The sequence below is a fragment of the Burkholderia latens genome, from assembly GCF_902499045.1.
GTDB classification, from domain to species: domain Bacteria; phylum Pseudomonadota; class Gammaproteobacteria; order Burkholderiales; family Burkholderiaceae; genus Burkholderia; species Burkholderia latens.
Genome location: NZ_CABVPL010000027.1, coordinates 69,905 through 85,154 on the forward strand (window position 1 = coordinate 69,905; position 15,250 = coordinate 85,154).

Consider the following 15,250-nt stretch of genomic DNA (forward strand, 5'->3'; position numbering starts at 1 on the left):
GTGGTGTGGATCGGGTCGGCGGACAGCATAACGTAAAGCCGGGATTGCGCGGGCCGTTCGGCCGGCACGATGCGGCCACGCCCGCCACGGCGTGCCGTAACATGACGGTTACGCGGGCTTTTCGGCCGTCTTTCCTCTGACGAAAGCCAGTTTCGTACCAGCACTGTGCGACGCGAGCGCATTGCCATATACTGTATATCCATACAGTTGTGGGTGGCGTCATGCTCGCATCCTCCATTTCCCCCGAATCCCTTCATCCGTCGCTGTGGCGCGGCTCGCAGCTCGCGCGCGGCGGCCCGCGCACGATCGATACAGGCTTCGCGCCGCTGTCGGCCGAACTGCCGGGTGGCGGCTGGCCGGTCGGCGGCCTCGTCGAACTGCTGGCCGCTCAGCCGGGCTGCGGCGAGATGCGGCTGCTCGCGCCCGCGCTCGCGCGCACCGTCAGCGCGCGGCGTCCGCTCGCGCTCGTCGCGCCGCCGCACGTGCCGCATGCGGCAGCGCTCGCCAGCCTCGGCGTGCCGTCCGACGCGCTGCTGTGGCTGCGCGCGGGCAGCCGCACCGACGCGCTGTGGGCCGCCGAGCAGGCGCTCAAGGCGGGCTGCTGCGGCGCGTTGCTGCTCTGGCAGGACGCGCGGCCCGATGCGCTGCGCCGCCTGCATCTCGCGGCCGCGCGCACCGGCGACACGCTGTTCGTGATGCTGCGCCCGCTGTCGGTCGCGCGGCAGCCGTCGCCGGCCGTGCTGCGCGTCGCGCTGCATCCGGTGCCGGGCGGCGTGTCGCTCGACATCGTCAAGCGTCGCGGGCCCGCGTGCAGCGAGCCGCTCACGCTCGATCTGCCGTCGCCCATCGTGGAGAGCCGCTATGCGCGTCTTGCTCGGCATCCATCTGCCGCGCCTGCCGCTCGACGTGTGCGCCCCGCCGCCGTCTGACGCCGCCGCCAGCGAGGCCGGCTGCGCGGTGCTCGAGCAGGGTGTCGTGCTGATCGCTGATGCGGCCGCGCGCCGCCAGGGCGTGCGCGCGGGCATGAAGCGCGGCGGCGTGCTGACGCTCGCGCCGGACACGCGGCTCGTCGACCGCGATCCCGCCCGCGAGGCCGATGCGCTGCGCGCGGTCGCGCTCGCGTTGTTGCGCTTCTCGCCGTGCGTCGCGCTCGACGACGAAGCGACGCTGATCGTCGACGTCGGCCCGAGCCTGCGCCTGTTCGGCGGGCTGCCGGCGCTGTGCCGCCAGGTGCGGGCGACGCTCGCCGCGCTCGGCTATGCGGCGCGCCTGTCCGCCGCACCGACCGGCCGCGGCGCGTGGCTGCTCGCGCGCACGTCGGCGCGCTCGCGCATCCGGCGCCGCGTGGCCGCGCCGGCTTCGCTCGTCCGCGCGCTCGACCGGTTGCCGTGCGTGTTGCTGCCTGACGCGCGTCCGTATGCAGGCTGGTTCGACGGCCTCGGCTGCCGCACGCTCGCCGATCTGCGCGGCCTGCCGCGCGCGGGGCTGCAGCGGCGCTGCGGTCCGGCGCTGCTCGCCGCACTTGATCGCGCGTACGGCGATGCGATCGAGCCGCTCGCGTGGATGGCGGTGCCGCCCGTGTTCGACGTGCGGCTCGAGTTGCCGGAGCGCGTCGAATACGCGGAAGCCGTGCTGTTCGCCGCGCGGCGGCTCGTCGTGCAGCTATGCGGGTGGCTCGCCGCCCGGCAGCTGTCGCTCGCCGCGATGACGTTCGATCTCGAGCACGAGCGCGGCCGCCAGGCCGTGCCGCCGACGCCGCTCGAGCTTGCGTTCGCGGCGCCGGTGCGCGACGAAGCGCACTTCATGCGGCTGCTCGGCGAGCGGCTCGCGCGCGTCGAGTTGCCGGCCGCGGTGATCGCGGTGCGGCTGAAGGCCACGCGCGTCGAATCGGTCGCGCCGCCGGCCGACGATCTTTTCCCCGAGCCGGGCGGCACGAAAGAGACGCGCGCGCGCTTGCTCGAACTGCTGGTCGCGCGGCTCGGCGCGGACAACGTGCTGCGCGCGGCGCCCGTCGCCGATTACCGCCCGGAGGCCGCGAACCGCTGGCTGCCGCTCGACGCGCAGGCGGGCAAGCCGGCCGGGGGGCTGCCGGCCGCGCCGCCGCGCCCCGCGTGGTTGCTGGCCGAGCCGCTGCCGTTGCTGATGCGCGGCGAGCGGCCGGTATTTCATACGCCGCTCCGGATGATGTCGTCGCCGGAGCGGATCGAGGCCGGGTGGTTCGACGGTCAGTTCGCTGCGCGCGATTACCACGTCGCGCAGGACGAAGCCGGCGCGTGCTATTGGGTGTTCAGGGAGCGCGCGGGGAGCGAGGCCGAACCGCACTGGTTCCTGCACGGGCTGTTCGGGTGAACGAAGATGATTGCGCAATTCAGTTTGCTGCCCGATTACGCGGAGTTGTTCTGCCGCTCGAACTTTTCGTTCCTGCATGGCGCGTCGCATGCGGAAGAACTGGTCGAGCGGGCGGTGGAACTCGGCTATCGCGGGATCGCGATCACCGACGAATGCTCGCTTGCCGGCGCGCCGCGCATGCATGTCGCCGCGAAGGCGAAAGGACTGCCGCTCGTCATCGGTTCGTATTTCGACGTCACGCCGGATGAAGTCGCGCCCGGCCACGATCCGGGCCCCGGCGCGTTCGGGCTCGTGCTGCTCGCGCAGAACCGCGAAGGGTACGGCAATCTTTCCGAGTTGATTTCGTGGCGGCGGATGGCCGCGCCGAAGGGCACTTACAAGCTGACGCCGCGGATGCTGTCGGCGCCGCCGGCGGAGTTCGCACACTTGCGCGGCATGCCCGACTGCTTCGCGATTCTCGTGCCGACATACCCGGTGCGGGCGGACGTGCTCGATGCGCAGGTCGCGTGGTTTCGCGCGACGTTCGGCGCGCGCGCGCGGCTCGGGCTCGTGCAGTTGCAGCGCGCGCTGGATGGTGCGCAGCGCGACGAGATTCGCGAGGCCGGTGAGCGGCGCGGCGTGCGGATCGTCGCGCTCGGCGACGTGACGATGCACCGGCGTTCGTGCAAGGCGTTGCAGGACGTGATGACGGCGATCCGTGTCGGGATGCCGGTGGCCGAGTGTGGCTATGCGCTCGCGCCGAATGCGGAGCAGCATCTGCGTACGCGTGGACGGATAGCGAAGTTGTTTGCGCCGGAAGAGATTGGCGAAACCTGCGCGATTCTCGATGCATGCGACGTCGATCTCGGCAAGCTGCGCTACGAGTATCCCGACGAAATCGTGCCGAAGGGGCTCACGCCGACGCGCTATCTGGAACAGGAAACCTTCGCAGGGGCGGCCGATCGGTATCCGCAGGGCATTCCGGAGAAGGTCAAAGCTCTGATCCGCCATGAACTCGACCTGATCGCGAAGTTGAGCTACGAACCCTTCTTCCTGACCGTCTACGACATCGTCAAATACGCGCGCAGCCAGAACATCCTGTGCCAGGGCCGCGGTTCGGCCGCGAACTCGGTGGTCTGCTATTGCCTCGGCATCACCGAGGTGAATCCCGAGCAGAGCACGATGCTGTTCGAGCGCTTCATCAGCGAGGAGCGCGGCGAGCCGCCCGATATCGACGTCGACTTCGAGCACCAGCGCCGCGAAGAAGTGATCCAGCACATCTACGAAAAATACGGCAAGCATCGCGCGGCGCTCGCGGCCGCCGTGTCGACGTATCGTCCGCGCGGCGTGCTGCGCGAAACCGGCAAGGCGCTCGGCGTCGATCCGATGCTGGTCGATCGCGTCGCGAAGGGGCATCGCTGGTTCGACGGCAGCCGCGACCTGCTGCAGCAATTCTCGTCGACCGGGCTCGACCCGAAAACGCCGCTGATCCGCACGTGGGCCGAACTCGCCGCGCGCCTGCTCAACTTCCCGCGCCACCTGTCGCAGCACTCGGGCGGCTTCGTGATCAGCCGCGGCAAGCTGACGCGGCTCGTGCCGGTCGAAAATGCGGCGATGGACGGGCGGCGCGTGATCCAGTGGGACAAGGACGATCTCGAAGCGCTCGGGCTGATGAAGGTCGACGTGCTCGCGCTCGGCATGCTGTCGGCGCTGCATCGCGCGTTCGACCTGCGCACCGCGTGGCGCGGGCCGGAGAAGGACGGCAAGCCGTTCACGCTGAAACACATTCCGCAGGATGACGAACCAACTTACGACATGATTTGCCGCGCCGATACGGTCGGCGTGTTCCAGATCGAATCGCGCGCGCAGATGTCGATGCTGCCGCGGCTGAAGCCGCGCCACTATTACGATCTCGTGGTCCAGGTGTCGATCGTGCGGCCTGGGCCGATCCAGGGCGGCGCGGTGCATCCGTATTTGCAGCGGCGCAGGATCGTGGCTGGCGAAGAGGAGGGCGAGGTCACGTATCCGAGCGACGCGCTCAAGGAAGTGCTCGTTCGGACGCTGGGGGTGCCGATCTTCCAGGAGCAGGTGATGCAGATCGCGATCGTCGCCGCGGGTTTTACACCTGGCGAAGCGGACGACTTGCGCCGCGCGATGGCCGCGTGGAAGCGTAAGGGCAATCTCGAGAAGTATCACGACAAGATCATCGGCGGGATGCTTGAGCGCAACTACACGCGCGAGTTCGCCGAGCAGATCTTCGAGCAGATCAAGGGCTTCGGCGAATACGGTTTCCCCGAAAGCCATGCGGCCAGTTTCGCGAAGCTCGCGTACGCGAGCAGCTGGCTCAAATGCCACGAACCGGCGATCTTTCTCGCTGCGCTGCTGAACAGCCAGCCGATGGGGTTCTACGCGCCCGCGCAACTCGTGCAGGACGCGAAACGCCACGGCGTGAAGGTGTTTCCGGCCGACGTTACGCGCAGCGGCTGGGAGGCGTCGCTCGAAGCGCTGCCCGGCCAGCCGCCGCCGCACGGCCAGCCCGCGGTGCGGCTCGGCCTGTCGCTCGTGCGCGGGCTCGGCGAGGCCGCCGCGCGGCGCATCGAGGCCGCACGCGCAGATGGCCCGTTCGAGAACGTCGACGCGCTCGCGCGCCGCGCGCAACTCGAACGGCGCGATCTCGAAGCACTCGCCGCCGCGAACGCGCTCGCAACGCTCGCCGGCCATCGCCGCGACGCATTGTGGCAGGCCGTCGCCGCGGCGCCCGAGCGCGACCTGCTCGCCGCCGCGCCGATCGACGAGGCGGAGCCCCCCGCGCTCGACGCGCCGTCCGAAGCCGACGACATCCTCGCCGACTATCACGCCACAGGCCTCACGCTGAACCGCCATCCGGTCGCGCTGCTGCGGCCCGCGTTGCGCGCGCAGCGGCTGTCGTCCGCGGCCGAACTGCACGATCGCCCCGACGGCCGGCTCGCGCGCGCGTGCGGGCTCGTGATCGCACGGCAGATGCCGGGCACCGCGAAGGGCGTGATGTTCATGACGCTCGAGGACGAAACGGGCTGCGTGAACGTGATCGTGCGGCCCGAGCTGCTCGCGCGGCAGCGCCGCGAAACGCTCGATTCGCGGCTGCTCGCCGCATCGGGCGTGTGGCAGGTCGTCAGCGACGTGAGGCACCTCGTCGCGCAGCATTTCGAGGACCTGACGCCGCTGCTCGGCGGCCTGCGCACGTCAAGCCGTGAATTCCACTGACGCGGCGCGTCGTCGGTATGCGTCGTCCGATGCATACCAGTTGCGCGAACTGGTTCTATGCCGGTATCGATTCCGCCCCATTCGAGCAGCCGGATCTGCCGCCCGGACTGTCCCCTTGCATACCAATCCGGGTAAATCCCTATCCCGCATCGCATTGTAAACAAAGGCTTTCCGGCTACTAAAACGCTTGCCTGACAAGGCTTCCGGCGATTTCGAACGCGCTAATACCAGTTCGTTGACTGGTATTATGGTGGTTATATAATGCGTTCACTTTCGACGGTCCTGGATCGTCGTCCGACACGCGGAGGCACATGGAAACCGGCTGGTCCGAACTGGCGCCCGATCCCCTCGACGACACGCCGCTGTATCTGCAGCTCGCCCGCAATCTGGCGAGCGCGATTCACGCCGGCGCGTGGCGGGCCGGCGAGGCGCTGCCGTCGGAGCGGCTGCTGTCGGTGTCGGTCGGCGTGTCGCGGATCACGGCGCGGCGCGCGCTCGCGCTGCTGGTCGAGCAGGGGCTGATCAAGCGGGCGCGCGGCGCGGGCAGCTTCATCACGCCGCGCGTCGCCGATCCGCTGTCGCGGCTCGTCGGCTTCACCGCGAAGATGCGGCAGCGCGGCTTCGTGCCCGATTCGGTGTGGCTGTCGCGCACGCTGCGCGCCGCGAGCCGCGACGAACTCACGCGGCTCGGCCTCGCGCCGGGCGCGACGGTCGCGCGGCTCGAACGGCTGCGACGCGCGGACGGCATCGTGATGGCCGTCGAGCATTCGACGCTGCCGGCCGCCGTGGTGCCGGACCCGCAGGCGCTCGGCGCGTCGCTGTACGAATACCTCGACGCGCGCGGGATGACCGTCGTGCGCGCGCTGCAGCACTTTCGCGCGGCGAACGCGACGCACGAGATCGCGAAATGGATGGCGGTGAAGCCCGGCTCCGCGCTGCTCGTGATCACGCGCATCGGCTACGGCACCGACCAGCGCGCGATCGAAGTGACCGAAACGTATTGCCGCGACGACTACTACGACTTCGTCGCCGAACTGAAACGCTGACGCGCGGCACGGCGCGCACTCCAGTGCAATCGCAATGGAACGCAATCGCGCGCAATGAATCGCAACGAATTTGCAAATCGCGACGCGGATGTCCGCGTCACCAGATCACCAAGAGAAACGTCATGCTGACTGGCAACATCCTGACCCCCGAAGGCTGGATTCACGGTTCGATCGACAGCGAGAACGGCCGCATCGCCGTGCTCGACGGCACGCCTGCCGACCCGGCGAAGAACGACTCGCCGTACATCCTGCCCGGCTTCATCGACCTGCACGTGCACGGCGGCGGCGGCGCCGACGTGATGGAGGGCGGCGACGCGATCGACACGATCGCGCGCACCCACGCGCAATTCGGCACGACGAGCCTGCTCGCGACGACGATGACCGCGCCGCGCGACGAACTGATGGAGGTCGTCGCGAATCTCGGCACCGCCGCCCGCACGCGTACGCCAGGCGGCGCGCGCGTGCTCGGCGTGCACCTCGAAGGCCCGTACATCAACCCCGGCAAGCTCGGTGCGCAGCCGGACGCGGCGGTGTCGGCCGTGCTCGACGAAGTGCTGAAGTACCTGTCGATCGCGCCGATCCGCGTCGTCACGCTCGCGCCGGAAATCGCCGGCCACATCGAGATCATCGGCGAGATGGCCGCGCGCGGCGTGCGCGTGCAGCTCGGCCATTCGCTCGCGACCTACGACGACGCCGTCGCCGCGCTCAAGCACGGTGCATGCGGGTTCACGCACCTGTTCAACGCGATGTCGCCGCTGCATCACCGCAATCCGGGCCTCGTCGGCGCGGCGCTCGCGCATGCCGAGTACGCGGAAATCATTCCCGACCTGCTGCACGTGCACCCCGGCGCGATCCGCGCGGCACTGCGCGCGATCCCGCGCCTGTATGTCGTGACCGACAGCACGTCGGCCACCGGCATGCCCGACGGCGAATACCGGCTCGGCAGCCAGCACGTGACGAAGTGCCTCGGCGGCGTGAGGCTCGCCGACGGCACGCTCGCCGGCAGCACGCTGACGATGGATCAGGCGCTGCGCAATCTCGTGTCGCTCGGCCTGCCGCTCGCCGACGTGTCGAACCGGATGTCGCGCTATGCGGCCGACTACCTCGGCATCGCCGATCGCGGCCGCCTCGAGCGCGGCGCGTGGGCTGACCTCGCGGTGTTCGATCGAGACCTGAACCTCACCGCGACCTACGTCGAAGGAGAATCGATTGTCGAATATGCTTAAGGAAGCGCGCGAGTCCGCCCAGGTCGTCGCCGCGCAACTCGCCGACACCGCGCGCGTCGAAGCACTCGCCGGCCAACTGCTCGATCACCCGCCGGCCGTCGCGCTGACGGTCGCGCGCGGCAGCTCGGATCACGCCGCCAGCTATTTCGCGAGCCTGACGATGAGCCGCCTCGGCGTGCCCGTCGCGTCGCTGCCGATGTCGGTCGCGACGCTGCAGCAGGCGCGGCTGAAGGTGCAGGACCAGCTCGCGCTCGCGTTCTCCCAGTCGGGCAAGAGCCCCGATCTCGTCAACACGATGGCTGCGCTGCGCGAAGCCGGCGCGCGCACCGTCGCCGCCGTGAACGTGCTGCCGTCGCCGCTCGCCGATGCATGCGAGCACCAGTTGCCGCTCATGGCCGGCCCCGAGCTGTCGGTCGCCGCGACCAAGAGCTATATCGCGATGCTGTCGCTGTCCGCGCAGATCGTCGCGTACTGGCAGCGCGACGCCGCGCTCGTGACCGCATTGCGCGGCTTGCCCGACGTGCTCGCGCAGGCGGGCCGGCTCGACTGGACGCCGGCCGTCGACGCGCTCGCGGGTATCGAGCGGATGATCGTGATCGGCCGCGGACTGGGTCTCGCGATCGCGCAGGAAGCCGCGCTGAAGCTGAAGGAAACGTCCGGCATCCAGGCCGAGGCGTTCTCGAGCGCCGAAGTCCGTCACGGCCCGATGGAGCTGATCGACCGCGACTATCCGCTGCTCGTGTTCGCGCCTCCGGGGCCGGAACAGGCCGGGCTGCTGCAGCTCGCGCACGACATGCGCGCACGCGGCGCCGCCGTGCTGCTCGCGGCGCCCGCCGGCACGCCCGGCGTGTCGGGCACCGTGCTGCCGCTCGCGCAATCCGCCCATTCGGCGCTCGACCCGATCGCCGCCATTCTTTCGTTCTACGTGATGGCGGCGGATCTCGCCGTCGCGCGCGGCCGCAATCCCGACACGCCGCGCCACCTGAACAAAGTCACCGAAACGCACTGATAGCCGAGACAGCCGATGAGACGCGCCGAGGAGTCCCAGTTGAAGAGTTCCGCCCATGATCCGATCGTCCTGCTCAGCCCGTTGACGGGGCCGATCGTCGCGCTGGCCGACGTGCCCGATCCGGTGTTCTCCGGCGGGATGTTCGGCGACGGCATCGGCATCGACCCGCTCGCGGGCAGGCTCGTCGCGCCGTGCGCCGGCATCGTGTCGCATCTCGCGCGCACCGGCCATGCGGTGACGATCACGACGCCGCAGGGCGCGGAAGTGCTGCTGCACATCGGCATCGATACCGTCGAGCTGAACGGGCAGGGCTTCACCGCGCGCGTCGAAGCCGGCGCGCGCGTCGAAGCGGGCGACCTGCTGATCGAGTTCGACCAGGATGCGGTCGCGCGCAGCGCGCATTCGCTGGTGTCGGTGATCGCGATCGCGAACGCCGATGCGTTCGACGTCGTCGAGCGCGCGAGCGGCTTCGCGAAGGCCGGCGAGACGCCGCTGCTGACGCTGCGCGGCAAGGGCGAAGCCGCGACGCACGCGGCGCAGGCCGGCGCCGCCGCGATGAACGAAGTGCGCCGCGAAATCGTGCTGACGCAGCCCGGCGGCCTGCATGCGCGGCCGGCCGCGCGCGCACGCGAATCGGTGCGCGGTTTCGACGCGACGGTCGACGTGCAGTTCGACGGCCGCAAGGCGTCGATCGCGAGCGTCGTGGGCCTGCTCGGCCTCGGCGCCGGCGAAGGCGCGGCGATCGAGCTGATCGGCCGCGGCGCGCACGCGCAGCAAGCGGTTGAAGCGGTCGAACGCGAGCTGCTGCGCGAAGCGCACGGCGAAGTCGAGGAGAAGCCGGCGCGGCTGCGCTCTCCCGCGCCGCAGACGGCCGTGCACCACACCGGCGCGCCGCTCGACCCGAACACGCTCGCGGGCGTGTGCGCGGCGCCGGGCATCGCGGTCGGCACGCTCGTGCGTCTGGACGATGCGGACATCGTGCCGTCCGAACAGGCAACCGGCACGCCCGCGTCGGAAAGCCGCCGGCTCGACCATGCGCTGAAGGCGGTCGATGCCGAGCTCGGCGAAACGGTGCGCAACGCGTCGGCGCGCGGCGCGGTCGGCGAGGCGGGGATCTTCGCGGTGCATCGCGTGCTGCTGGAAGATCCGACGCTCGTCGACGCGGCGCGCGACCAGATCAGCCTCGGCAAGAGCGCGGGCTTCGCATGGCGCGCGACGATCCGCGCGCAGATCGACACGCTGTCGAAGCTCGACGACGCGCTGCTCGCCGAGCGCGCGGCCGACCTGCGCGACATCGAGAAGCGCGTGCTGCGCGCGCTCGGCGACACGAGCGGCGCCGCGCGCGCGCTGCCCGACGAGGCCGTGCTCGCCGCGGAGGAATTCACGCCGTCGGACCTGTCGTCGCTCGATCGCCAGCGCGTGACCGCGCTCGTGATGGCGCGCGGCGGCGCGACGTCGCATGCGGCGATCATCGCGCGCCAGCTCGGCATTCCGGCGCTCGTCGCGGTCGGCGACGCGCTGTATGCGATTCCGGACGGCACGCAGGTCGTCGTCGACGCGAGCGCGGGCCGTCTCGAACACGCGCCGACCGCGCTCGACGTCGAACGGGCGCGCCACGAGCGCCAGCGCCTCGACGGCGTGCGCGAGGCGAACCGGCAGATGGCCGGCGCGGCGGCCGCGACCGTCGACGGCCGCGCGATCGAGGTCGCCGCGAACATCGCGACGCTCGACGACGCGAACACCGCGGTCGACAACGGCGCGGATGCGGTCGGCCTGTTGCGCACCGAGCTGATGTTCATCCATCGCCAGGCCGCGCCGACCGTCATCGAACACCAGCAAAGCTACCAGTCGATCGTCGACGCGCTGCAGGGCCGCACCGCGATCATCCGCACGCTCGACGTCGGCGCCGACAAGGAAGTCGACTACCTGACGCTGCCGCCCGAGCCGAACCCGGCGCTCGGCCTGCGCGGCATCCGTCTCGCGCAGGTGCGCCCCGATCTGCTCGACGATCAGCTGCAGGGCCTGCTCGCGGTGAAGCCGTTCGGCGCGGTGCGCATCCTGCTGCCGATGGTGACGGACGCGGGCGAGCTCGTGCGGCTGCGCAAGCGCATCGACGAGTTCGCGCGTGCGCAGGGCCGCACCGAGCCGATCGAGGTCGGCGTGATGATCGAGGTGCCGTCGGCCGCGCTGCTTGCCGACCAGCTCGCGCAGCACGCGGATTTCCTGTCGATCGGCACCAACGACCTCACGCAGTACACGCTCGCGATGGACCGCTGCCAGGCCGATCTCGCCGCGCAGTCCGACGGCCTGCATCCGGCCGTGCTGCGGCTGATCGACATCGCGGTGCGCGGCGCGGCGAAGCACGGCAAGTGGGTCGGCGTGTGCGGCGCGCTCGGCGGCGATCCGCTCGCGGTGCCGATCCTCGTCGGCCTCGGCGTGACCGAACTGTCGGTCGATCCGGTGTCGGTGCCGGGCATCAAGGCGCGTGTGCGCCGTCTCGATTACCAGCTGTGCCGCCAGCGTGCGCAGGATCTGCTCGCACTCGACTCGGCACAGGCGGTAAGGGCAGCAAGCCGCGAGGTCTGGCCGCTCGACTGAACGTCGGCGGCAGGCGCGCGACCCGTTTCACTACGAAAGCAATCACTCAACGACGCTTAACGACGAGATATGGATTGGAGGACTGAATGGACGGGAATCCGTTTCTGAAGATACAGGGCCTGGGCCGCGCGCTGATGCTGCCGATCGCGGTGCTGCCGGTCGCCGGCATCCTGCTGCGGCTCGGACAGCCGGACGTGTTCAACATCAAGATGATCGCCGATGCCGGCGGCGCGATCTTCGACAACCTGCCGCTCTTGTTCGCGATCGGCGTGGCGGTCGGCTTCGCAAAGGACAACAACGGCGTGGCGGCGCTCGCGGGCGCGATCGGCTATCTGATCGAAACCGCGATCATGAAGGACATCGATCCGAAGCTGAACATGGGCGTGCTGTCCGGGATCATCGCGGGCGTGGTCGCAGGCTTGCTGTACAACCGCTACAAGGACATCAAGCTGCCCGACTACCTCGCGTTCTTCGGCGGCAAGCGGTTCGTGCCGATCATCACGGGGCTCGTGTGCGTGATACTCGGGATCGCGTTCGGGTATGTGTGGCAGCCGATCCAGCATGCGATCGACGCGGCCGGCCAGTGGCTGACGACGGCCGGCGCGATCGGCGCGTTCGTGTTCGGCTTCCTGAACCGGCTGCTGCTCGTCACGGGCCTTCACCACATCATCAACTCGCTCGCGTGGTTCGTGTTCGGCAACTTCACGCCGCCGGCCGGCGGCGAGATCGTGCACGGCGACCTGCATCGCTTCTTCGCGGGCGATCCGACGGCGGGCACCTTCATGGCGGGCTTCTTCCCGATCATGATGTTCGGCCTGCCGGCCGCGTGTCTCGCGATGCTGCACGAAGCGCCGAAGGAGCGCCGCGCGATGGTCGGCGGCCTGCTGTTCTCGATGGCGCTCACGTCGTTCCTGACCGGCGTGACCGAGCCGATCGAATTCAGCTTCATGTTCCTTGCGCCGGTGCTGTACGTGATCCACGCGGTGCTCACCGGGCTGTCGCTCGCGATCTGCCAGATTCTCGGCGTGAAGCTCGGCTTCACGTTCTCGGCCGGCGCGATCGACTACGTGCTGAACTACGGGCTGTCGACGAAGGGCTGGATCGCGATTCCGCTCGGCATCGCGTACGGCGTCGCGTACTACGGGCTGTTCCGCTTCTTCATCCGCAAGTTCAACATGGCGACGCCGGGCCGCGAGCCGGCATCGACCGATGCCGCTGCGCAATCGTATGCATCGGGCGGCTTCGTCGCGCCGGCGGCCGATGCCGCTGCAGCCGGTGCCGCTGCAGCCGCGCCGCGCGCGCAGCGCTACATCGCCGCGCTCGGCGGTGCGGGCAACCTGACCGTCGTCGACGCATGCACGACGCGCCTGCGCCTGAGCGTCGTCGATCCGGAGAAAGTGTCGGAGCCGGAGCTGAAGTCGATCGGCGCGCGCGGCGTGCTCAAGCGCGGCGGCAACAGTGTGCAGGTGATCATCGGGCCGGAGGCCGACATCATCGCCGACGAGATCCGTTCGGCAATCGGCGCAGGCGCGACCGGCGCCGCTGCCACGGCCACGGCTGCCGCTGCGCAGCCGGTCACGGGCGCGGCGGCCGGCCCGCTCGACCCGGATCCGCTGCGCTGGCTCGCGGTGTTCGGCGGCGCGACCAACGTCGTGTCGCTCGACGCGATCGCGACCACGCGGCTGCGCGTCGTCGTGCGCGATGCGGACGCGGTCGATCGCGAGCGTCTCGGCGCGCTCGACGTCGCGTGGGTGTCGGCCGACACGTTCCACATCGTCTGCGGCAACGCGGCCGTACGCTATGCGGAACAGCTCGGCGCGCGCCTGCCGTCGGCGGGCGGCGGCGCGGCCGCGCAGCCGGCGTGATGCGATGAAGCAGGCCCGATCCGCGTAGCGAGTTCGGGCCGCCGGCCGGTAAAACGAAAACGGCTTGCGACGTATGCGTCGCAAGCCGTTTTTCTTTGGCGCGGCGCGCGATGCGTTCGGCTGCATCGCGCACCGCTCGCGCCGTTCAGCCGAACGGCGGTTCAACGGTTCAACCGTTTCGTCTTCCGATCGATCACCGGTTCGTCAGCGTGAAGGTCGGCTTCCGGTAGCCGATGCCGGCGCGGTCGAGCTTCGGCAATTCGCGTTGCGTGACGAGCGTAGCGAAGCCGGCCCAGTCGCGCTGCAGCGCGGCCGTATCGACCCGATGCGTGTCGCCGCGCTTGTAGCGCACGCCGGCCGCGTACGGCAGCTCCCAGTCGGCCCGGTGCCACGCGCGCTCGGCGAGCGCGAGCAGGCGCGGATAGACCATGTACTCGAGGAACGTGTCGTTGCGCATCACCTCGCCCCAGGCCTGGCCCTGGATCCCTTCGATCCGCGGCGCGGCGCCCGTGCCCGTCACCTCGAACGCGTTGCCGTCGCGATCGCCGATCACCTCTGCGTTCTGCGGCAGGTTCTCCGGCGCGAGCGAGAACACCTTGTACTCGTCGGTGGCCTGCGAGCCCCAGTAATAGCCGCGCTCGCGCGGGTTGAGCGTGTACGGGAAGTCGAAGTACAGGTAGTCGGGCAGCGCGAGCACCGTCAGGTAGCCCTTGTTGCTCAGGTCGCGCGCGCTGTCCGACGCGCCCCAGAAGATCGTGTCCCACAGCGACACCATCACCTGCCGCGTGCTGAAGTCCTGCGGCCCGTTCGCGTGCTTGATGCCGTCCTGCCACGCGGCCATCGTGCCGATCCCGTTCGCGTCAACCGCCGCGCTCACCTGCTTCGCGAAGCGCGTCGGCAGCTCGTCGATCGACTTGATCTCGCCGCGCTGGAGCAGCGCCGTGCACGCAGGCGAGCGCGCCCACGGCTTGTCCTGCGCGGCGAGGTCGATGCGCCCCTTGTTCGGGTCGGTGCCGTTCAGCGGCTGGAAGCCGCCGCCGAGCAGGATGTTCTTCGCTTCGTCGCCGCCGTAGTGCCAGATGCGCAGCGGCACTTGTGCGTCGGCATGCATCGCCGCGATCTCGCGGATCACCTTCGACGCGAAATTCAGCGCGCCCGGCACGCACGGGTTCAGGTCGCTGCGCCGGTCGTAGAACTGCACGGTCGTCAGGTTCGACGTGTCCTGCGGATCGAGCAGCCGGTACGCGTTCGCCTCCTGGTCGCGGCCGGCCGCATGCAGCCGCCGGTAGCGCGCTTCCATCGACACGACCGCCGCGCGCGCGTGCGCGGGCATGTCGATTTCGGGAATCACGTCGACGAAGCGGTCGGCCGCGTAGCGCACCAGCGCGACGTAGTCGGCGCGCGTCAGATAGCCGCCGCCCGAGCGGTTGTCGGGCCCGGAGCCCAGCTGCGGCAAGAGGCAGCGCGTTTCGCTCGGATCGTGGCAGCGGCGCGCGCCGATGTCGGTCAGCTCGGGCAGGCCCGGGATCTCGATGCGCCAGCCTTCGTCGTCGGACAGGTGCAGGTGCAGGCGGTTGAGCTTGTACGCGCTCATCTGGTCGATCAGGCGGCGCAGCGTCGCCGGGTGCTTGAAGTTGCGCGCGAGATCGACGTGCATGCCGCGATGCACGAAGCGCGGCGCGTCCTCGACGAGCAGCGCCGGGATCGTGCCGCCGCCGGCCGGCGCGAGCGAGTAGAGCGTCTGCACGCCGTAGTAGAGGCCCGCGCGATCGTAGCCTTCGATCAGCACGCCGCGCGGCCCGATCGCGAGCCGGTAGCCGCCGGGCTTCGCGATGTCGGCCGGCAGCCGGCGCGGCGCGACCACGCCGCGCACCGGTACGCGGGCGCCGTCGAGCCCGAGCGTCGCCGCGCGCTCGCGCAGCGCCGCGACCTGCG

Annotated in this window: 9 protein-coding genes; 8 read left to right on the forward strand and 1 reads right to left on the reverse strand. The window is 70.1% G+C overall.

The window, feature by feature from the left end:
• Positions 1-221 precede the first annotated feature (221 nt).
• From imuA to nagE, 8 genes are all read left to right on the forward strand, one after another.
• Positions 222-929: a translesion DNA synthesis-associated protein ImuA gene (gene imuA, locus BSE24067_RS18995; protein WP_174904826.1), complete on the forward strand. Its 708-nt coding sequence runs from the start codon at positions 222-224 to the stop codon at positions 927-929.
• The gene (locus BSE24067_RS19000) at positions 862-2,349 is read left to right on the forward strand and encodes a Y-family DNA polymerase (RefSeq protein ID WP_174904827.1); all 1,488 of its coding nucleotides are present in this window, start codon (positions 862-864) and stop codon (positions 2,347-2,349) included. The genes imuA and BSE24067_RS19000 overlap by 68 nt, the downstream gene beginning before the upstream one ends.
• Positions 2,350-2,355: 6 nt before the next feature.
• Positions 2,356-5,571, forward strand: a complete 3,216-nt coding sequence (locus BSE24067_RS19005; protein WP_151068282.1) for an error-prone DNA polymerase — start codon at positions 2,356-2,358, stop codon at positions 5,569-5,571.
• A gap of 311 nt (positions 5,572-5,882) precedes the next feature.
• Positions 5,883-6,617, forward strand: coding sequence for a GntR family transcriptional regulator (locus tag BSE24067_RS19010; RefSeq protein WP_151068283.1), 735 nt, complete (start codon positions 5,883-5,885; stop codon positions 6,615-6,617).
• 122 nt (positions 6,618-6,739) lie between these two features.
• The gene (gene nagA, locus BSE24067_RS19015) at positions 6,740-7,843 is read left to right on the forward strand and encodes an N-acetylglucosamine-6-phosphate deacetylase (RefSeq protein WP_151068284.1); all 1,104 of its coding nucleotides are present in this window, start codon (positions 6,740-6,742) and stop codon (positions 7,841-7,843) included.
• The gene (locus tag BSE24067_RS19020; protein WP_151068288.1) at positions 7,836-8,852 is read left to right on the forward strand and encodes an SIS domain-containing protein; all 1,017 of its coding nucleotides are present in this window, start codon (positions 7,836-7,838) and stop codon (positions 8,850-8,852) included. The genes nagA and BSE24067_RS19020 overlap by 8 nt, the downstream gene beginning before the upstream one ends.
• 15 nt (positions 8,853-8,867) lie before the next feature.
• On the forward strand, positions 8,868-11,450 hold the full coding sequence (ptsP, locus tag BSE24067_RS19025) for a phosphoenolpyruvate--protein phosphotransferase (RefSeq protein ID WP_151068285.1): 2,583 nt from the start codon (positions 8,868-8,870) through the stop codon (positions 11,448-11,450).
• Between the two features lie 86 nt (positions 11,451-11,536).
• Positions 11,537-13,315, forward strand: a complete 1,779-nt coding sequence (gene nagE / locus BSE24067_RS19030) for an N-acetylglucosamine-specific PTS transporter subunit IIBC (protein WP_151068286.1) — start codon at positions 11,537-11,539, stop codon at positions 13,313-13,315.
• Positions 13,316-13,508: 193 nt separating this feature from the next.
• Here the strand turns inward: nagE and BSE24067_RS19035 are convergent.
• Positions 13,509-15,250 (reverse strand): family 20 glycosylhydrolase (locus tag BSE24067_RS19035; RefSeq protein ID WP_174904828.1); only part of this gene is annotated, 1,742 nt, incomplete at its 5' end.

Bases quoted from the DNA above. Each gene is read 5' to 3' on its own strand.
- imuA (WP_174904826.1), top strand. From the start codon at position 222: ATGCTCGCATCCTCCATTTCCCCCGAATCCCTTCATCCGTCGCTGTGG.
- BSE24067_RS19000 (WP_174904827.1), top strand. From the start codon at position 862: ATGCGCGTCTTGCTCGGCATCCATCTGCCGCGCCTGCCGCTCGACGTG.
- BSE24067_RS19005 (WP_151068282.1), top strand. From the start codon at position 2,356: ATGATTGCGCAATTCAGTTTGCTGCCCGATTACGCGGAGTTGTTCTGC.
- BSE24067_RS19010 (WP_151068283.1), top strand. From the start codon at position 5,883: ATGGAAACCGGCTGGTCCGAACTGGCGCCCGATCCCCTCGACGACACG.
- nagA (WP_151068284.1), top strand. From the start codon at position 6,740: ATGCTGACTGGCAACATCCTGACCCCCGAAGGCTGGATTCACGGTTCG.
- BSE24067_RS19020 (WP_151068288.1), top strand. From the start codon at position 7,836: ATGCTTAAGGAAGCGCGCGAGTCCGCCCAGGTCGTCGCCGCGCAACTC.
- ptsP (WP_151068285.1), top strand. From the start codon at position 8,868: ATGAGACGCGCCGAGGAGTCCCAGTTGAAGAGTTCCGCCCATGATCCG.
- nagE (WP_151068286.1), top strand. From the start codon at position 11,537: ATGGACGGGAATCCGTTTCTGAAGATACAGGGCCTGGGCCGCGCGCTG.